Origin of the sequence: Chitinophaga agri (genome assembly GCF_010093065.1) — a bacterium.
GTDB classification, from domain to species: Bacteria; Bacteroidota; Bacteroidia; order Chitinophagales; family Chitinophagaceae; genus Chitinophaga; species Chitinophaga agri.
On the sequence record NZ_CP048113.1, the window covers coordinates 5488043 to 5508391 of the forward strand.

19 protein-coding genes and 1 tRNA gene are annotated in these 20349 nt (G+C 45.1%); 9 read left to right on the plus strand and 11 right to left on the minus strand.

The genetic code is table 11. The features are described from left to right. Positions 1-50: 50 nt before the first annotated feature. The gene (locus tag GWR21_RS21940) at positions 51-1277 is read right to left on the minus strand and encodes an HD domain-containing protein (RefSeq protein WP_162333820.1); all 1227 of its coding nucleotides are present in this window, start codon (positions 1275-1277) and stop codon (positions 51-53) included. A 295-nt stretch (positions 1278-1572) separates the two neighbouring features. On the opposite strand from GWR21_RS21940, the gene porX reads away from it, so the two are divergent. From porX to GWR21_RS21975, 7 genes are all read left to right on the plus strand, one after another. Continuing rightward, a complete protein-coding gene (porX, locus tag GWR21_RS21945) occupies positions 1573-3126 on the plus strand; it encodes a T9SS response regulator signal transducer PorX (protein WP_162333821.1) in 1554 nt (517 codons plus the stop codon). A gap of 31 nt (positions 3127-3157) precedes the next feature. Continuing rightward, on the plus strand, positions 3158-3493 hold the full coding sequence (locus GWR21_RS21950; protein WP_162333822.1) for a hypothetical protein: 336 nt from the start codon (positions 3158-3160) through the stop codon (positions 3491-3493). After that, positions 3490-4254 carry an MBL fold metallo-hydrolase gene (locus GWR21_RS21955; RefSeq protein WP_162333823.1) on the plus strand — a complete coding sequence of 255 codons (765 nt, stop codon included), beginning with the start codon at positions 3490-3492 and terminating at the stop codon, positions 4252-4254. The genes GWR21_RS21950 and GWR21_RS21955 overlap by 4 nt, the downstream gene beginning before the upstream one ends. Before the next feature lie 178 nt (positions 4255-4432). After that, positions 4433-4798, plus strand: coding sequence for a hypothetical protein (locus GWR21_RS21960; RefSeq protein WP_162333824.1), 366 nt, complete (start codon positions 4433-4435; stop codon positions 4796-4798). Between the two features lie 109 nt (positions 4799-4907). Beyond that, positions 4908-5837, plus strand: a complete 930-nt coding sequence (locus tag GWR21_RS21965; RefSeq protein WP_162333825.1) for a ComEA family DNA-binding protein — start codon at positions 4908-4910, stop codon at positions 5835-5837. After that, positions 5834-6973, plus strand: a complete 1140-nt coding sequence (locus GWR21_RS21970; RefSeq protein ID WP_162333826.1) for an acyl-CoA dehydrogenase family protein — start codon at positions 5834-5836, stop codon at positions 6971-6973. Before GWR21_RS21965 ends, GWR21_RS21970 begins: the two co-directional genes overlap by 4 nt. Positions 6974-7165: 192 nt before the next feature. After that, positions 7166-8791: an NADP-dependent glyceraldehyde-3-phosphate dehydrogenase gene (locus GWR21_RS21975; RefSeq protein ID WP_162333827.1), complete on the plus strand. Its 1626-nt coding sequence runs from the start codon at positions 7166-7168 to the stop codon at positions 8789-8791. Positions 8792-9206: 415 nt separating this feature from the next. Here GWR21_RS21975 and GWR21_RS21980 read toward each other — a convergent pair whose 3' ends face one another. Next, the gene (locus tag GWR21_RS21980; RefSeq protein ID WP_162333828.1) at positions 9207-9416 is read right to left on the minus strand and encodes a hypothetical protein; all 210 of its coding nucleotides are present in this window, start codon (positions 9414-9416) and stop codon (positions 9207-9209) included. Positions 9417-9503: 87 nt separating this feature from the next. Here GWR21_RS21980 and GWR21_RS21985 point away from each other — a divergent pair, with 87 nt between their 5' ends. Next, positions 9504-10199: a hypothetical protein gene (locus GWR21_RS21985; RefSeq protein ID WP_162333829.1), complete on the plus strand. Its 696-nt coding sequence runs from the start codon at positions 9504-9506 to the stop codon at positions 10197-10199. A 110-nt stretch (positions 10200-10309) separates the two neighbouring features. On the opposite strand, the gene clpX is transcribed toward GWR21_RS21985, so the two are convergent. The 9 genes from clpX to GWR21_RS22030 all read right to left on the minus strand — a co-directional run bounded on the left by clpX (position 10310) and on the right by GWR21_RS22030 (position 19849). Continuing rightward, entirely contained in the window at positions 10310-11545 is a 1236-nt protein-coding gene (clpX, locus tag GWR21_RS21990; RefSeq protein ID WP_162333830.1) for an ATP-dependent Clp protease ATP-binding subunit ClpX, read from the minus strand. Between the two features lie 105 nt (positions 11546-11650). Further along, positions 11651-12355 carry an ATP-dependent Clp endopeptidase proteolytic subunit ClpP gene (gene clpP / locus GWR21_RS21995; protein ID WP_162333831.1) on the minus strand — a complete coding sequence of 235 codons (705 nt, stop codon included), beginning with the start codon at positions 12353-12355 and terminating at the stop codon, positions 11651-11653. Further along, positions 12345-13721, minus strand: a complete 1377-nt coding sequence (locus GWR21_RS22000) for a trigger factor (protein ID WP_162333832.1) — start codon at positions 13719-13721, stop codon at positions 12345-12347. Before GWR21_RS22000 ends, clpP begins: the two co-directional genes overlap by 11 nt. 232 nt (positions 13722-13953) lie before the next feature. After that, positions 13954-14035: transfer RNA gene (locus tag GWR21_RS22005), tRNA-Leu, on the minus strand. Positions 14036-14138: 103 nt separating this feature from the next. After that, entirely contained in the window at positions 14139-15056 is a 918-nt protein-coding gene (locus tag GWR21_RS22010; protein ID WP_162333833.1) for an arginase family protein, read from the minus strand. An 89-nt stretch (positions 15057-15145) separates the two neighbouring features. Further along, positions 15146-16345, minus strand: a complete 1200-nt coding sequence (locus GWR21_RS22015; protein WP_202928977.1) for an MFS transporter — start codon at positions 16343-16345, stop codon at positions 15146-15148. Positions 16346-16382: 37 nt separating this feature from the next. Next, positions 16383-17552: a M20 metallopeptidase family protein gene (locus tag GWR21_RS22020; RefSeq protein WP_162333834.1), complete on the minus strand. Its 1170-nt coding sequence runs from the start codon at positions 17550-17552 to the stop codon at positions 16383-16385. 17 nt (positions 17553-17569) lie between these two features. Continuing rightward, complete coding sequence (locus GWR21_RS22025) at positions 17570-18574, minus strand: helix-turn-helix domain-containing protein (protein WP_162333835.1); 1005 nt, start codon at positions 18572-18574, stop codon at positions 17570-17572. A gap of 108 nt (positions 18575-18682) precedes the next feature. Further along, positions 18683-19849: a DUF1624 domain-containing protein gene (locus GWR21_RS22030; RefSeq protein ID WP_162333836.1), complete on the minus strand. Its 1167-nt coding sequence runs from the start codon at positions 19847-19849 to the stop codon at positions 18683-18685. Positions 19850-19969: 120 nt separating this feature from the next. Here GWR21_RS22030 and GWR21_RS22035 point away from each other — a divergent pair, with 120 nt between their 5' ends. Next, the gene (locus GWR21_RS22035) at positions 19970-20329 is read left to right on the plus strand and encodes a SnoaL-like domain-containing protein (RefSeq protein ID WP_162333837.1); all 360 of its coding nucleotides are present in this window, start codon (positions 19970-19972) and stop codon (positions 20327-20329) included. The last annotated feature ends 20 nt before the right edge of the window (positions 20330-20349 follow it).

The window sequence follows — 20349 nt, forward strand, 5'->3', positions numbered from 1 at the left end:
TCCTTCGCCTATCGTATTTTTTTTATTCTTAATTGATAATTAGCCATTCATCAGATTTTTGGATGACAAATGTAGAATTTTTTTACGGGTATAGCCAGCGTGTGACTAATCAGGGGATTATCAATGGAAGAAATGTCTTTAACAGTGCCGTCTTTGAAAAGAATATTGATTTTCTCGTTATTCATATTATATGTACTAAGACAGGCTGTGCCTGTAAAAACAAAGTAGTCCAGATCGGTACCACTAATGCCATATTCCCGTTGCACCTTTTGTTTCAGCAGTTGGATACTTTCCATATCAAATGCTTCACTATTCAGGATGCATTTATATAAATTCCTGTCGATGAGCCAGTTACATAATAAAGAGAGTACCTTGTCCGGGTGTTGCGCCCATACTTTGATCGCTCCCATGATATCATAATCGTCCAGCAAACAGAACTGTCGCAGACACGCCGGCTCTTCTTCAAAGTTTGCGGCAGTGATCGTGTGATAGAGAAAATACTCTAACGCAGGGGAGGCGAAAAGAGTTACACCCTGCAATGCCAGTTCTTTAGCTCTGCGTAAGATCTTTACCAGCATATTTTCAGCGCTGAGCACTGTTTTATGCAGATATACCTGCCAATACATGAGCCTTCTCGCTATAATGAACTTTTCTATTGAGTAGATCCCTTTTTCCTCCACCATCAGCTCTCCACGGTGTACTGTCAGCATCTTTATAATCCTGTCATAGCTGATCACTCCTTCAGATACACCCGTATAGAAGCTGTCTCTGTTGAGGTAGTCCATTCTGTCCACATCGAGCTGACTGGATACCAGCTGGTGTAAAAAAGTCTTATGGTAACGGCCGTTGAATATATCTATTGTCAGCGTCAGCGCGCCATCCATCTCCTTATTCAGCTCCTCCATCAGCCACTGGCTGATCTCTTCATGCGATACCCCTTCGATAATACCGTTCTCCAGCGCATGTGAATAGGGTCCGTGTCCTATATCATGCAAAAGTATGGCCATCTTTGCAGCAACCTCTTCTTCTTCAGTGATTTCGACCCCCTTTCCCTTCAGTTCGGACAGGGCGCAGCTCATCAGATGATAGGCCCCCATGCTGTGATGGAACCGGGTGTGCATTGCGCCGGGATAAACCAGATGTGCCAGGGCCATCTGATGGATCCTGCGCAGGCGCTGATAGTAAGGATGGGAAATCAGTGTAAAGATCAACGGATGGTCTATTGTAATAAAACCATACACCGGATCATTCACAATTTTACGCTTGCGTTCTGCCATTTACCGTTCTCCTTTAGCTCGGACAAAGCTACGTTAAGGAATTATTATCTGTAACTTTTTCTAATGTATAGACGCACGTGGAAAGTCTTTCCCCTATCTTCCCCTCTATTTTAACTAAATTTATGATCGAAATTATTAATATTTAATAACTGGCAATGGAACATGTTGTTTTTTAACAATTTATTGTGCCCATCGACTGCAGTGGGAACGGTTTTTGACAAAATGAAATGTTAACTTGAGAACGATAGTTGCCAGTGCAAACTAAATTTAGCTTTACCATAAACACCATACTTGAATGAGTCAAATAAATATACTTTGGGTAGATGACGAGATAGAATCACTGAAATCACAGATCATGTTCCTGGAAACAAAGGGTTATAAAGTATCCGCACTTACAAACGGGTACGATGCCCTCGAATTTCTGCGTGAGCAGGTGGTAGATGTGGTACTGCTCGATGAATCTATGCCAGGTATAACTGGTTTGGAGACGCTGGGCAAGATCAAGGAGATCGACCAGCAGATCCCGGTTGTCATGATCACCAAGAATGAGGCAGAAAATGTAATGGACGAGGCAATAGGTTCCCAGATCACCGATTATCTGATCAAACCGGTGAATCCGAATCAGGTATTACTGTCCCTGAAGAAGATCATTGATAACAAGCGCCTGGTAGCTGAAAAGACGACCATCGCTTACCAGCAGGAGTTCCGCAGCCTGTTCATGGCGCTCAACTCCAACCCTGACTACAACGAGTGGATGGATATTTATAAGAAGCTGGTATACTGGGAGATGGAAATGGGGAAGACGAACAATCCGGAAATGCTGGAAGTACTCACTACCCAAAAAGCAGAAGCCAATACGGAGTTTGCTAAATTCATCAGCCGTAATTATGCCAGTTGGGTACATCCAAAGGCAACAGAAGCGCCGGTGATGTCTCACACCCTTTTCCGTGAGAAGATCGTTCCTGCTCTGGATAGTGAAGTGCCAAATTTCGTTATTATCATCGATAACCTCCGGCTGGACCAATGGAAGGCTATATTGCCGATCTTCCTGGAATCGTTCCGGCTGGTACAGGAGGATACTTTTTACAGTATCCTGCCTACTTCCACACAGTACAGCCGTAACGCCATATTTGCCGGTATGCTGCCAGTAGACATCGAAAGCCGTTTCCCGCAGGAGTGGAAGAATGATGACGAAGAAGGGGGAAAGAACCTGTATGAAGAGACTTTCCTGGCCGATCAGCTGCGCCGCCTGAAAATGGACAGCCGGTTCTCTTATACCAAGGTGACCACCCACAATGACGGTCAGCACCTGGTCAACAATATTCATAACCTGATGTCGTATCCCCTGAATGTGATTGTGTATAATTTTGTGGATATGCTTAGTCATGCGCGTACTGAGATGGAGGTATTGAAAGAGCTCGCTGCCGATGAAATGTCCTACCGTTCTATTACGGCCAGTTGGTTTGAGCATTCGCCGCTTCATCAGGCACTGAAGAAACTGGCAGATAAAAAGATCAACCTCATTATAGCTACCGACCATGGTAATGTAAGGGTGAAAACGCCTGTAAAGGTGATCGGCGATAAGCAGACGACGACCAATCTCAGATATAAACATGGCCGTAACCTGAATTATGAGGCGAAGGAAGTACTGGCTTTCCGTGATCCTAAAGATGCAGGGCTGCCTCGTCCAAATGTCAATTCCTCCTACATTTTTGCAAAGGAGGACGGCTATCTTTGTTATCCGAACAATTATAACTACTTCGTTAATTTCTACCGGAATACGTTCCAGCACGGCGGTATTTCACTGGAAGAAGTGATCGTACCGGTAGCCAGACTGGTGAGTAAATAGGGACTCCGGGCTTTTTCCTTATTTTTGTTGAATGAATTTTAAAGTCACGCCTAATAACCTGACCCGCCTCGAAAAGATCTTTGGAGAGGCTAAGTACGAGTTGCGTTTTGAAAAAGGAACGTTTAACTCCGGCTATTGTGTACTCGAACACAAGAAGGTGGTTGTTGTTAATAAATTCCTGAACCTCGAAGGCCGTATTAATACCCTGTTGGATATCATTGGTTCTATGGAGCTCGATGAAAACCTGCTGACACCTGAATCGCTGAAGCTGTACAAACAGATCATTGAAAACAGAGCAACGCCGGATGCTGCAGATGGCAATGCTGAGGAAAAATCACCTTCACCCGAACAACCTTCAGAAAATTGAAAGTAACTTTTTTAGGAACAGGTACATCACAGGGCGTTCCTGTTATCGCCTGTGGCTGCCAGGTATGTGTTTCCTCTAATTCAAAGGACAAGCGTCTGCGCAGCAGTATCCTGATCAGTGATACGCCCGCTGGTAATATCGTTGTAGATACAACTCCTGACTTTCGATACCAGATGCTGAGAGCTGGTGTTAAGCACCTGGAAGCAGTGCTGGTCACCCATTCTCACAAAGATCATATTGCGGGTATGGACGATATCCGTGCTTTTAACTATTTTCAGCAACGCGCAATTGATATCTACGCTACGGAGTTCACCCAGCAGGTCATCCGTAACGAGTTTTCCTATGCGTTCGCAGAACAGAAATATCCCGGCATTCCCGAACTTAACCTCCGCACGATCGGCAGTGCTCCATTTAATGTCAACGGACTGGATATTGTACCTATTAACGTAATGCATCACCTGATGCCGGTACTGGGCTTCCGTTTCAATGATTTTACCTACATCACTGACGCCAATTTTATAGCAGAAGAGGAGAAAAGGAAGATTGTCGGATCAAAGGTTCTGGTGCTCAATACACTCCGAAAAGAAAAACACATCTCTCACTTTACACTCGACGAAGGCATTGCGCTGGCCAGAGAGTTGGATATTCCCCAGGTTTATTTTACACATATCAGTCATCAGTTGGGGCTACATGAAGAAGTTTCTGCTGAACTACCTCATGGCATGGCGCTGGCATACGATGGGCTGGAAGTCATCCTGTAACTTTCCAGATAAGGTCTCCGTTTAAATAGAAACACCTTTTTATGCGATCTGCAACAGTTTCACTGCTTGTAGTGGGTCTGTCCTTTTATACGCTGCCTGTGATTAACATGAAGATCAATATTCCGGATCAGACAGAGGATGGAAAAGCAAGGTGTTGCTGATTTAAATATCCCTTATTATGAAGTTTACATGTACGCTACTGGTATTATTTGCCTGTCTGCTGACTGTCTCCGGAGGTTGCAGTAAAGACAATATTGAAGAAAAGACCATTATACAGAAAGGACTGATCGGCAAGATTGTCTATTCTTCCTGCGCAGCTACTGTTGTGCAGGTAATGAACAAAGATATAGGTGTAACATGGACCAACTGCCATGATCGGCAGGTATATGAAAACGTACTCAGTGTTGCGATCATCAATCGTGCAGGGATAGCAATAGGAGAGGAGTTTCATTTCAACATTATTGAAAAAGAGCCGCAAATCGTTTGTGATATGCTGGATTGCGGTCCTATCGCCAAAGAGACCATTTTGATCACTGGGCGATAAAGTAACGCAGGAACGCTATAAACCTATTATTCCCTGGTGGGATTAACTTCGCATTAACCATTTTCGGTTGTTTATACGCTAACTTGCCCTGCTTTAAAATTGTTAACCCATGAAGCAGGTTTTGTGGAAAGTCTATTGCAGTTTTTCCAGGAAGGAACGGCATGGTATAGTGTTGTTACTTATGCTGACGATTATTTGTGCAGGCATGCCTGTTTTATGGGAGTATTATGTGCCAGTTGAAATAATAAAACAAGACAGCACGTTGCTGGCTGAAGTCAGTGCTTTCCGCAGGGCTTTATATGAAACAACATCCCCGGTTGATACTACAAGTAGTAGTGACAAACCTGTAAAGCGATTTTATTTTGATCCGAATACACTGGAGGCGACGGGCTGGAGGGAGCTGGGAGTCAATGAGCGTACTGCCCGGACCATACAACGATATATTGCTAAAGGAGGCAGATTCCGTTCGAAAGAAGATCTGTTACGTATTTATGGTCTGCCGCCGGTTTTGGGCCGGGAGCTGATGCCATATGTGATCATTGCTACTTCAGGCCACAAATGGGACACAGGGGCTCACCGACAACGTCAGTCTGCTTCAGGAACGGTGTTTCAACCAGGGAAACGTCACCTGGAACTGGACATTAATATCGCTGATTCTACACAATGGGAGGCATTGCCGGGTATCGGGCCGGTACTGGCAGCGCGCATAGTGAAATTCCGGAACAGGCTGGGAGGATTCTATGAGATCGGTCAGGTACGCGAGACATTCGGACTGCCGGACAGTACATTTAACAAAATTCAACCTTATCTCAGATTGTATAAGGTTTCACTAAAAAAACTGGACATCAACCAGACGGATGAAAAATCTTTGGCACAACATCCATATATCCGTTACAAACTGGCGCGGTTAATTATACTGTATCGTAGTAACCACGGGCCTTTCAGCCAGCCGAAGGATCTTCTTGGCATACCATTGGTAGATGATAGTATTTATCGTAAAATTGAACATTACATCAAAACAGAAAATTCCCCATTATGAACTTTGAGCCCACAGAAATGCAGCAGCAGATTACGCAGGTGATTAGAGATTTCGGAAAGACACACATGCACCCCTATATCCTTGAATGGGATGAAAATCAAACGTTTCCGGTTCAGTTATTCAAACAATTAGGAGAATTGGGACTCATGGGAGTACTCGTTCCTGAAAAATATGGCGGTAGCGGACTCGGATATCTGGAGTATGTGACTGTCATCAGCGAGATCTCAAAGGTCTGTGGTGCTATCGGATTGAGTGTAGCGGCACACAACTCTTTGTGTACGGGGCACATCTTGCAGTTCGGTTCTGAAGAGCAAAAGCAACATTATCTGCCCAAACTGGCGAGTGCTGAATGGATAGGTGCCTGGGGACTTACAGAACCTAATACCGGCTCGGATGCGATGAACATGAAATGTGTCGCACACCGAGATGGAGATGAGTGGGTGCTCAACGGCACGAAATGCTGGATCACTCACGGCAAAAGTGGGGATGTAGCAGTCGTGATCGCGCGCACGGGCGATGTGAGGGATAGTCACGGTATGAGTGCTTTCATCGTGGAGCGTGGAACACCTGGTTTTAGTGGCGGGAAAAAGGAAAATAAGCTGGGCATGCGCGCATCTGAAACCGCTGAGATGATATTTGATAATTGCCGTATACCGGCTGCGAATATGCTGGGTAATGAAGGGGAAGGGTTTATCCAGTCAATGAAAGTACTGGATGGCGGACGTATCTCAATCGCGGCACTTTCCCTGGGTATTGCCAAGGGGGCTTATGAAGCAGCCCTGAAATATGCCCAGGAACGACATCAGTTTGATAAGCCGATCGCCAGTTTCCAGGGCATCTCTTTTAAACTGGCAGACATGGCTACTGAGATCATGGCGGCTGAGTTGCTGACCATGCAGGCAGCTGATGATAAGACAAGAGGAGCGAAGGTGACCAAGCATGCAGCGATGGCGAAATATTATGCTTCAGAGGTGGCAGTTAAGACTGCCAATGAAGCTGTTCAGATATTTGGGGGGTATGGGTATACGAAAGATTTCCCCGTAGAGAAATTTTATCGTGATGCAAAGCTTTGTACGATCGGAGAGGGTACTTCCGAGATACAGAAGCTGGTAATTGCCAGAGAAGCGTTGAAATAGCGATCAGCTATTAATACTAACATTAGCAGGGCGTATCAACTATGGTTGAGACGCCCTTTTCTTTTTATGTTACTATTCGTGCCATTAATAGTATAAAAGACAGATTCCGGGATGAATTTCAGCTATTGAGATGGAGGGACTATCGTCTGTGGCGTCCTTTTCTTATCTTCATTTTACTAAATTAACTATGTCATGAGCTTTGAAGAACAACTGCATCACATGTTCCCAACTGAGGACGCTATACCCGCCGAGTACCGGTTACCGGGGGAATTACACCAGCGGGAGTATCTTTCAGGAGGTGAGATGAAACCATGGAATGGCGATGTGCACACCGTGTTATCTCCGATCTGTATTCAGACAACAAACGGACTCGAGAGAAAAGTGATCGGTTCTTACCCTTTATGCGGACAGGAAGAGGCGATGGCGGCCCTGGACGCTGCCGTTCTGGCTTATAATGATGGCCGTGGCGAATGGCCCACTATGACGGTTTCTGAGCGTATTGCCTGCATGGAGAAATTCACGGGTAAAATGATCGAGAAGAAATCTGAAATCGTGAAACTCATTATGTGGGAGATCGGCAAGTCTTATACAGATTCCATTAAAGAGTTTGATCGTACTGTAGAATATATCAACACTACCATAGACGCATTGAAAGACCTGGACCGTAATTCGAGCCGTTTTGAAATAGAACAGGGTATTATTGGGCAGATCAGGCGCTCTCCATTGGGCGTAGTGCTCTGCATGGGACCGTTCAACTATCCATTGAACGAGACTTTCACAACACTGATCCCCGCACTGATCATGGGTAACACGATGTTGTTCAAACCGCCGAAACACGGCACCTTATTACATTATCCGCTGCTGGAAGCATTTGCGTCCTGTTTTCCTAAAGGCGTAGTGAATACCATCTATGGCAGAGGAAACGTAATTATCGGTCCGCTAATGGAATCCGGTAAGATCAATGTCCTGACACTGATTGGTAGCAGTAAGGTGGCTAATCAGCTGAAGAAGATGCACCCGAAAGTGAACAGGTTAAGGGCTATACTCGGACTGGATGCCAAAAATGCAGCCATTATTTCCGATAAGGCTGACCTGGACCTGGCAGTGCAGGAAACGGTGTTAGGCTCACTGTCGTTTAATGGACAACGTTGTACAGCGCTGAAGATCATCTTTGTACATAGTAAGATAGCGGATGTCTTCCTGCAGAAGTTAAGCGCAGCAATTGGTCAGCTAAAAGTAGGCATGCCATGGGAAAAAGGGGTATTTCTGACGCCGCTGCCTGAACCGCAAAAGCCTGCTTATCTGAAGGAATGTATTGACGATGCGCTGGCGAATGGTGCGAAGGTGATCAATGAGCATGGAGGTGCCTCCTATGAATCGTTCGTGTACCCAGCGGTGTTATATCCGGTAAATAAAGAGATGAAATTATACAGGGAAGAGCAGTTTGGCCCATTGATCCCGGTATTACCATTCGACGATATAGAAACGCCTATTGAATACCTGATTGAATCTGATCATGGTCAGCAGGTAAGTATCTTCTCTAATGATGCAGATGAACTGGCATCGCTGATTGATCCGTTGGTGAATCAGGTAAGCCGTGTAAATATTAACTGTCAGTGTCAGCGTGGGCCTGATGTATATCCATTCACAGGCCGGAAGGATTCTGCGGAAGGGACATTAAGTGTACCAGATGCACTACGTGCATTTTCAATTCGTTCAATGGTTGCGACAAAACAGACAGAAATGAACAAAAATTTGCTCAATCGCATCGTAAATGATCAAACTTCTAACTTTTTGTCAACAAAATATATATTTTGAGCAAAAAAATATTGCTCGCAAAATTGAACAATATTACCCTATAAGTTAGTAGGTTAATCATGTTATAATATAATAATATGATGTGTGCTGTCCTTTTTTTTTGCAAAAAAGTGACTGTTAGATAATTAGGGTGATGGAATTGTGAATTAAGAACGTTAAATTTGGGTTAATTCATCACTCTTTACCATTTATCAACCTTCAACAAAAGAAAGACAATCGAAACATTTTTACGCAACCCACAAGGAAAGCATCCGTTTCAAAGCGGATGTTTTTTTGTACCGCGAAAGAATTAGTTAACGATCGCTCTACTGTTAGTAAAGTCCCTGGCATGTATTCGACTGCCGGATTATTTAAACGGAAAAGGCCGATCTGTCTCAGACAGATCGGCCTTTTATTATCCTGCAAGCCTGGTTAATTAGTGTTCCAGGAAATCGTTGTCTTTGTTTTCATCAGTTGTGCCACTGGCGCCGGCTCTTTTTTCAATATCGGCAAACCATTTCTCCACGGTACCTGACAGGAACACAGGCACTTTACCCCTTACATACTCTTTCAGTATTTCGAAAGTCTTTACTGCCTGTTCATTGGAGAGGCCTGCTTTTTCTTGTAGTTCTTTTAAGAGGTCCATATCGTATTGCTTTGAGTTTAAAGGTAATGAGAAAATACAGGATGTATAAATTATATTATATTTTTGCCCGACGTAAGCCCTATCCCTATGCGCAGAATCCCTGTTGGAATACATTATTTTACCAGAAGAGTATTATCTAAAGAAGAAGCTGGTATTATTCATTTGATGCCTGGTGTGTTACAGCTTGAATACATCCAATATTACTTTCACATTTACCTGATCCCTGTAATACCGACCAGTGCTGGCTGGTATGCACGGTATGAAGATGGGACATTGGAAAAAATGGAGAATGACATAGCGAAACAGCTCAACGAGATCTATCATCCCCGTTTTTCTTTGTGGGCATGCCTTGGGCCACTAGGCCTGGCTGCAGCTATCATATTAGCATTCCTTGGACGGGTGCTTTTTGATTACTACACCAGTTTCGACCAGTTTGATAACAGTCGGGATGACCGTCAGGCGTTGTTTGCACATGTACTTGAACCTGCCATAGGTGACTATTATTTCTTCGATAGTAATGTAGGAAGCTGGGGCGCCGCGAAGGTGACGGCGTTTAATGAGGATACTGTACAATTATTGGTGTTACACCGGCCAGGCTATGAATGGAAGAATGAGGAAGTGGCAAGCGATTTTGTTAATAAAGAGCTGCCTGTATTGCGTATCGACAAGGTAGCACTTGCGCAGCTGATAGATATGAATGCAGAAGCTGATACGCTGCTGATGCGTGTAGCCCTGAATAAGTGTCGTTTAAAGGCTATTCAGCACTATATTAATAAGGACTGATGGTAGATGTCATATGATAACATTCTAGCGTTATTTATTGCTATAAAAGGAAATGGTCCGCCGTCGGCGGACCATTTCTTATTTCCCTGTAGTATTAGTATAAAAAGTTATTACGCAACTTTTAACTGAACCAAAGTGGATTTATCCAGTTTTTCTTCTGCATACGCCCTTGTCAGTACGAAAGTGCTTTCATTGGAAGATGGCAGATTAAACATAGCGTCGCTCAGTACAACTTCGCAGATAGAGCGGAGACCACGGGCGCCAAGTTTATATTCCATTGCTTTTGATACGATATAATCAACTGCATCATCTTCTATCACCAGGTCAATACCTTCCACTTTGAAGAGCTTTCTATATTGTTTCACCAATGCATTCTTCGGCTCGGTCAGGATCGCCTTGAGGGCTTCGTGATCCAGGGAGTTCAGGTAAGTAACTACCGGCAGACGACCCAGTAATTCTGGTATCAGACCGAAGGCTTTGAGGTCCTGAGAGTTCACATAGCGAAGTATGTGTTTCTTGTTCTCTTCTTCTCTGTCAGTATTAACATTGAAGCCGATACTATGCGTCTGTACCCGGCGGCTGATGATCTTGTCAACACCGTCGAATGCACCACCACATATGAACAGGATATTTTGAGTGTTCACTTTAATAAGTTTCTGCTCTGGGTGTTTACGTCCGCCCTGTGGAGGAACGAGTGCTTCTGTACCTTCCAGCAGCTTCAGCAGGCCCTGCTGAACACCTTCACCACTTACGTCACGGGTGATGGAAGGGTTATCACTTTTACGGGCGATCTTATCTATTTCGTCGATGTATACGATACCACGTTCAGCGGCTTCGACATCATAGTTACATACCTGGAGCAGGCGGGTGAGAATGCTCTCCACATCTTCACCGACATATCCGGCTTCTGTAAACACGGTAGCGTCTACGATAGTGAATGGAACGTTTAGCAGACGGGCAATGGATTTCGCCAGGAGGGTCTTACCGGTACCAGTTTCACCAACCATGATGATATTGGATTTTTCAATTTCCACATCATCATCACCTACTTGTTGGTTCAGTCTTTTATAGTGATTATAAACGGCTACAGCCAATATTTTCTTTGCATCGTCCTGACCGATTACATATTCGTCCAGGAACTTCTTGATCTCAACCGGTTTTGCCACTTTAGGAACAAAGTGGGAAGGCGCTTTTTTGCCTTGCTGCTGAAACAGCTCCTGTTCTATGATCTCCTGAGCGTTTGCCACACAGTTCTCACAGATATGACCTTCTGCACCTGCAATCAGTATCTGCACTTCATCTTTTGAACGGTTGCAAAATGAGCAACGGATTTTGGACTCTTTCATAGCTTACAAAGGTACGTTAAAAGGGGGAAAGGGTAATTATGAATAAAAAAGGGTGCGAAAATGTCTTTTCAGCACCCTTTTTCAATTTACCTTTTCCGTAATCTATTATTGCGGAGTGTTATTTTCCTGTTGTTTTCTTGGATTTCTTGTCAGTACGTCATCGATGATACCGTACTCTTTTGCTTCATCAGCAGTCATCCAATAGTCACGATCAGAATCTTTTTCCACTTTCTTCACTGGCTGACCGCAATGGCCGGCAATGATTTCGTTCAGCTCTCTTTTCAGCTTTACGAACTCACGGGCAGTGATTTCAATGTCGGAAGTCTGACCTTCTGCACCACCATGAGGCTGGTGAATCATAACCCTGGCGTGTTTCAGCGCAGTTCTCTTACCTTTTGTACCAGCTACCAGCAGTACAGCGCCAAAAGAGGCAGCCATACCAGTACAGATAGTTGCCACATCAGGAGCGATGATCTGCATCGTGTCATATATACCTAAACCTGCATAAACGCTACCACCTGGGCTGTTGATATACATCTGTATATCACGGGTACGGTCTGTAGATTCCAGGAACAGTAACTGAGCAGTAATGATATTTGCTACGTAATCATTTACAGGGTCGCCCATGAAAATGATACGGTCCATCATCAAACGGGAAAACACGTCCATGATCGCCATGTTCATCGGGCGTTCCTCGATGATGTTTGGTGTCAGGGCATTGATCTGATGACGGGTATAGCTATCTACTACCAGGCTGCTGATCCCTCTATGCTGGATGGCATATTTCCTGAATTCGTTATTAATGTTCATGATGGTGATGTTTATTAGGTAATTTAGCAAATTCTTCGGCTGTTACTTCCTCTTCCTTCACATTTACCTTTTGTTCTGCCCAATCAAACAATTTTTGGGTTACCATTTCGCGGTAGGTTTGATCCACGAATTTCTCATCCTGCAGCAGGCGCTCCATATAGCTGTCCAGCCAGTCAGCACCATCGGTAGCGGCAGCACCACCAAAGTAGCCCATAACTTTCTGCTTAGCAGCTTCTTTTACCTCATCGAATGAAACGTCCAGCTGATTTTCGCGGATCAGTTTATCGCTGATAAGTGTCCAACGTAACTGATGATCAAAACCTGGATATTCTTTGTCAGCTTCTTCAGCGGTTTTTGGTTTTTCACCGCCAGTCTGCAGCCAACGTTTCAGAAAATCCTTAGGCAGCTCAATAGGAGTCTCGTGAACCAGCACTTCGAACAGGTCGTTGTGCAGGCGGTTGCGACTTTCGGCATCCCAGGATTTTTCTATTTCTGATTGCAGTTTTTCGCGGAAGGCTGCTTCTGTCGTGATTTCTTCATTAGCAAACACTTCTTTGAAGAACTCTTCGTTCAGTTCTCTTTTTTCGATTAATTCTATTTTATTGATAGTCAGCTTGTAGTATTTAGCAGAGATATCTTCGTGCAGACCCAGCACTTCGTGTTGGAACCATACTAATTTATCTGCATCAATAGCAGCTGAAGTCAGCACCACAATGCTGTCGTCTTTTTTCTTACCCTGCAGTTCTGCCTGGGTAGCAGCAGAGAAATTCTTTACCAGGAAAGAAACTTCTTTCTGCAGACCGCCTTCTACAGCGTTACCCTGCGCGTCTGTTTCAACAACATTCAGGCCGAGTACGTTATTTTCGGAAGAAATTGCCTCAACCTCAGCAGATTTGCCACCTCTTAACTGGAGGCGCTCAATCTCTTCGTTCAGCATTTCAGGAGTGGCTTTGATCTTGTAACGGGTCAGGGTTGTTTTGCCGCCTTCTAGTGGAGTTACATCGAAAGTTGGTTTGAGACCGATTTCGAAATCAAAGTTGTATTCGGATGGATTATTGTGATCGAAAGTTCTCGCTTCTTTGTCAAGAGTCAGAGGCTGGGCAAATATTTCCACCTTTTCGTTCTGGAGATATCCCATCAGCTCTTTTTCCACAGTTTTCAATACTTCATCCGCAAAAATAGCTGGACCATGCATCTTTTTCACCATGCCTGCAGGCACCATGCCTTTACGGAATCCTGGTATATTGGCGGTTTTGCTGAGTTGCTTTACTGCTTTGTCAAAATTCGGAAGGTAATCTTCCTGGCTCACTTTCACAGTGATCTTATCATTCAATAAACCGATGTTTTCTCTGGTAACGGTTGCCATAATAGTTTAAATGTTCTTGTATGAAGCAATAATAATTCCTTGTTTGTATTTTCTGCCATGAAGTCACAAAGGCACGAAGGAATGGCAGATGTGTGGGAGTTACTTGGTGACTAAGCGCCTTAATGGCAATTTTCAAAAGCCGGATGCCGAATGGCCTGATAAAAAAAAACGCTTAATGCTGAGGCGTCTCTGCGTTAAGCGGTCAGCATCTTGCATTAAGCGTCAAAAAAAGTGCGGGTGATAGGACTCGAACCTACATGCCGTGAAGCACCAGATCCTAAGTCTGGCGTGTCTACCAATTTCACCACACCCGCAACAACTATTTATAAGAACTTCTCCTCCAGTTAGACATCCTGGAAAAAGGACTGCGAAGGTATATTTTTTTATTGATAAAAAAAATCAGACACGGCAGAAATTTTACCTTACCGTCAAACCCTTTACTGCAGGCCTTAAAATGCCGGCCAGCTGGTCGGAAAAGGTCCTGGTATACCGGTCGTCCGGGTCCATGGTTGGGTCCAGGATCGTGACGTGCATGCCCCGGAAGTAGCCAGAAGCTATCAGCGGTGCCAGCGTATCTTCCAGCTCCATATAAGATAAGCCCCCTTCTTCCGGACTGTCCACACAGGGCATAATGTTGTTATCCAGTATATCCACATCCAGGTGGATCCAGAAACCATCCAGTCCGGAATGCCCTATCATTGTCAGGAATTCAGTCGTGATCGTATGTATCCCTTTTTCCCTGATAGCTGGCAGGTCATGATAAGTAACCTGGCTGTCGGTAATAAGTTGAACATACGCCGGAGCCAGCTCCCGGTTGCCATAGGCGTAAATATGTTCCTCCTCTATATATGGACACAGTTCATGGATATCCGACAATTTAGGATGCCCATTACCTGATACTATTGCCAGCCCCATACCTGCGGCACCGGCTGTACCCGAATGTGCCGGCAGCATATAATCATGGTGCCCATCCATGGCAAACAATCCGTAGTGCCCACCCGTACACCGGAGTCCAAGGGCTGTTCCGATAAGAATACTGCAATCACCCCCGATAACGATCGGGATAATATCTTTTTTTACGGCCTCACATACCTTTTCGGCCAGCAACTGGCTGTAGGAGTTAATGCCGTCAGCATTCCGGATCTGGCTTTCAGGGTCGATGTCCATTGTATATGGTGGAGCGGGAACGTTGATAACCTGGGAAATGCCAGTCTCTCTGGCGAAGCCGTGCCGGCGGAGGGCATCGGGTAAGAACTTGACGCCAGGTTCCACACCAGGACGTAACTCCTTTAAACCCAGGTTAGATGGGGCCTCAATGATCATAAAATGACGCATCAGTACACGATTTTTGTGTCTGTTAAAGGTGACAAAGGTCGTGTACCGAAGATAGGCGCTTTCATGCAAACCTCATTGCAGTGGTGGTATCAAATTTTTTGCATGGCTACTTCCAGACTGCGGGCTGCCTTTGCCTTGTTTTTGAAGAAGAGTAGAATATTGAGAGTGATCACTATACTACAACCTGCGCAAACAGCCGGCCAATGACCGACATTCCACAGGAACAGGCCCAAAGCAGAGCCGGTGGCGCCACCTATAAAAGTGGAGGTCATAAACACAGTATTGAAACGGTTCCTTGCCTCTGGTAGTATAGAATATATAATGGTCTGATTAGTGACCTGTACCGCCTGATGACCGACATCCAGGATGATAATACCTGCCAGCAGGAGGAATATACCACTGCCCGTGAAATAAAAGGCGATAAAGCTGAGCAGCTCACATACCAGTCCTATAATAATATTGTTCTTTGGGTCGCGGCCGTCACTGATCTTTCCTACCAGCGGGGCTGCCAGGGCACCTGCTGCTCCTGCCAGTCCGAACAGTCCGATCTCAAAGCTTTTGTAACCGAAAGGTGCTGCGGACAGGAATAATACCATTGTTACCCAGAACGCGCTGAGCACGGCAAAGGAGAGTGCATTGGTCAGAGCAGCCCGTCTTAGCAGCGGCTGGGTCATTGCATAACCCGCGACTGATTTCATGAGCTGCCCGTAGTTTCCAGTAAAAGACGGCTTGCTTACCGGAAAGCGGAATCGCATTAATATCAACAATACCGCACATATCGCGGCAGCAATATAATACATGGCCCGCCAGCCGTAAAACGATCCGATCGTTCCCGCCAGGCTGCGGGAAGCCAGTATTCCGACAAGCAGGCCAGCCATGATCGTGCCAATGATACTGCCTCGTTTATGGTCGGCTGACAGAGTGGCTGCCAGTGGCAGGATTAATTGTGGTATTATGCTGCAGACGCCGATCAATACGCTGGCTACCTGTAACACGATGAAGTTTGGTGCGGTGGCAGCCATTAATAAAGCCACGATGGCAGCGCCCGTTCCAAACAATATTTGTTTACGACGCTCAAGAATATCTCCAAGGGGTACCAGCAGCAATAGACCTAATGCGTAACCGATCTGTGTCAGATAGGTGATCCTTCCTGCAATACTTTCATGCAATCCCCATTCTTTTGACACTAATACGATAAGTGGCTGGCAATAGTAAATGTTGGCAACGATCAATCCTGCACAGGCGGCCATGAATGCCGTGTCTCCCTTTCCTAAATGTTTTTGTTCCATTCCCCTTAATTCTGATAAAGGCGCAAAGCTACGACAATTACCTTAAGCGCTCCAGGAGTTCAACAGCTCCACGGGCCAGGAAGGATGCTCCAAAAGGAATACAGGCCTCATTAAAGATCACCTTGGGATGATGCAGATAATAACCAGGAGAGGACGGATCCTGAGCGCCCAGCAGGTAAAACATGGAGGGTACTTTACGGGAATAATAGCAGAAATCCTCACCGGCCAGCAGTGGTACTTTTTCCAGTACGTTTTGTTCTGTAAAAACCCCGGTCAGACTACCCTGCAGATGCTGATGTATCTCCTTATTATTGAGTACGCTTGGTATAGTAAAATACAGATCGAAGATGATCTCTGTCTGATGGATTATCTGCAAACCATCCATGATTTTCTGTAAATGAGCGACGACCCCTTCATAAATGCCCAGGTCCAGTGCCCGGATAGTGCCCTCCAATACTACTTTATCGGCAATCACGTTAGGAGCCACTCCGCCATTGATCTTTGTAAATGACAGCACGGCGGTCTCCATCGGTGGCGTATGCCTGGAAACAATGGCCTGAGCGGACTGCACCAGTTGTGATGCAATCAGTACTGCATCTATGCCCAGCTGCGGTGATGCCCCTGCATGAGCTGCCTTTCCCCTTACTTCAATTGTAAAGAAGCCAGTGCATGCCAGGGCCGGGCCCAGTGCATAGGAGATCTGTCCTACAGGAAGTGATGGGTCTACGTGCAAGCCCAGGGCTGCCTGTACATCATCCAGATGCCCCGCTTCAACAAACTTCCGGGCGCCGCTTTTCTTTTCCGGGTCATTGGCCGGACCTTCTTCTGATGGCTGAAAGAGGAATTTTACAGTTCCACGGAAATCAGTCTCTTTTAATAATGCAGCCGCGCCTACGAGTATAGTAGTGTGAATATCATGGCCACAGGCATGCATTTTCCCATTTACGGTGGAAGAGAATGGAAGGCCGGTTTCTTCCTGCATGGGCAATGCGTCCATATCTGCACGAAGGGCTACACATGGTCCCTCACCCCGTCTCAGTGTGGCAATAACGCCAGTACCCGCAATATTTGATATGTAATCTATTCCCAGCCGGTCCAGTTCATGTTTCACAAGGCGGGATGTATTTTGTTCTTCGTACCCTAGTTCAGGTGTAGCGTGAATTTCTCTCCTGATCTTAATAAGCCTGTCCGTTAGTTGTGCGTCCATCGATACAGCATTTTCCGTCAAGTTAAGCGGTTTTTCCGATATTCTCTGGGAGAACAACGGTAGCGCTTGCGGAATACGGCTGTGAAATAGTTGGCGCCGCGGTAGCCGGTGCTGTAGCTGATTTCTTTAATACTTAGCGTCGTCTGGGAAAGTAAGATAGCTGCTTTTTTGAGCCGGAGATGTTCTATATATCCTCTGGGCGATACACTGAGCAATTCCTTGAACGCCCTCTCAAAACCGTTGATGTGCATTCCGGCCTGTTTACTTAATTCCGAGATGCTGAGCGGCAGGTGGTAATTCTCCTGGATGTACTGGCAGATCAGTCTGAGTTTTTGTGCCTGCTCTCCATTTTGCAGATATTTAGGTGTGAATGCGCTAAAGTAGAGCGTCAGCAGGTCCTGGATCCTTGCGTCAATAAAGGGCTTCATGTCGGTGGCTGTTTCGGGGGACTGCCGCATTTCAAGTAGTACTTTCATATCGTTGGCATCCATACGCGTCGCTGGTAATAAAGCAGCTCTACGCGCCTGCCGTTGATGCTGTTGATAGATCTCTTCAAACGAAGGATGATGCGCAATGAAATTCCGGAAGAAAGCAGGAGAAAATGAGATACATATCATTTCGTAATAACCGGGCCGCAGGTCCGCAGTATTCTGAGAATTGGAAGGAATGTAATAGATACCAAATTCTTTTTCGATCAGCATCAGTTTTCCTTTTCCCTGCAAGCGGCAGGATATATTACCCTGCAGGATACAATACATCGCCAGCATGGGTTGTGTGACGGTAGGCCGCAATCTTACCTTTTCCTTTACAAAGCAATGCTGCCAGCTGATCACCCAGTCAGGGTCTTTGACGTCTTGTGTGATGTAACTGCCAAAAGGGCCTTCTGCATAGGTAGTTTCCGTGGCCTGTGCGATCCGGTATTGCTGATATCTTTCCGGTAGGCTGTCCGACGTCCGGACATGTGACTGTATTTTTTCAGGCATCCCAAAGTGCAGCGCGGGGGGATATAAGCTGGATGTCATGTTCAGGCATTTAACCGGTGAGTGTGAATAATTCTGGTTGCATAAAATCTGGTTACTACCCAAATTTATACTCCGGTACTGCGATGATACTTCAGATGAAACCCGCTGCTAAATATACTTCAGCCACCACTGAACATGTGTTTTCCGGTATTGATGGAACCATTTACACGGCTTATATAATACAGCAACAACAGTGATCCATATCAGGTAGACCACCGGTAATGAATAACCGAAATCTGCGGGTCGAAATAAAAACGGAATATTAGGATCTACAATTTCGTTTGCTGTATAACCACTCAGGAAAAATGCAATCACCAATAAGAAGTGCAAAAGATAGAAATGCAGCACATAATAAAAGAAAGGTACACTACCATACATGCTGACAACATCTTTCCACTTTCCTTTTGCGTGTTCCAGCACTGCCAGTAATAACAGCGCCGGACCAAGTGTCATGCAAAGGAAGTCCAGTGATGGCGGATATTTGCTTACATCTATGAACTCCAGAAAGGTATTGAAGCCGCTTTGCTTTGCCTCCCATGGTGTAGGGTTGCCATACCGGTTAATAGTTCTGAGAATGATAAATAACAACGTTGCCGCGCTACCAGTCATCAGCAGAAAACGACGGCGTGTAGCGGCAGTAATGTCTTTTCTGAAAAAGTATCCGGCACAATATCCTAACAACATAGCGCCTGTCCATGGGAAGATCGCGTAGAAAGCAAAGATGAAACGATTATTGCCAATAGGGATAACAGTGCCGAAAGAAGTGAACAGTATTTTCCAGATATGACCTGGCAGATTGAAATAATCAAGAATATTGTGTCCAAAGAATAAGATAAGTCCGGCAATGAGTATTGCTTTGAACGAGACCTTCATTAATAATCCCAGCACGATCATGCTACAACCTATTGCCCAGATCACCTGTAGGATCAAGACATTGTATTGCGGGTTGAATGTAAGTCCTAGTGTGACAATGACCAGTTCCGCAATAATCAGCCAAAGCCCTCTTTTCAACAGGAAATCACTCGCGGCAGCCGGTGTCTTCTTTTGCGCAGCGAGATAGGCCGACATTCCTGACAGAAATACAAATATTGGTGCACAGTAATGCGTGACCCAGCGTGTAAAGAATAACCACGGGGTTGTTGTGTCTGTATCAAGCGGGTCTGCGGTCATTGCCGTATCGTGAAAGAAGTCACGTGTATGGTCAAGTGCCATAATGATCATAACAATACCACGCAGAATATCTATAGACGCAATACGGGAATTGGCGGGCTGCATATGTTGTGTGATTTACCGGGGTGGTGGATACTGTTGTGAATATAATGATGTTTTGCGCAGCAGGCAATACTTTCCTGAAATTGACTTAATTTAGGGTACACTCCAAAATCCATGATTGTTATGACTACACAAGAAATTGCTAACCGCCTTGTAACCCTTTGTAAAACAGGTGAATTTGCTACAGCCCAGAAAGAATTGTATGCAGCCGATGCAATCAGTATCGAACCATATGCAACACCTGCATTTGAGAAGGAAACAAAAGGACTGGACAAGATACAGGAGAAGATTGCAAAGTTTGATGGCATGACGGAAACTGTTCATAATATTTCTGTTTCTTATCCGATAGTAGCAGGTAATTCGTTTGTCATTTTATTAAAAATGGATATTACAATGAAAGGCCAGGAAAGGACAGAGATAGAAGAATTGTGTGTATATGAAGTAAAAGAGGGGAAGATCGTTTCCGAGCAGTTCTTTATGTGATAAGATGTGTTAACTTTTCG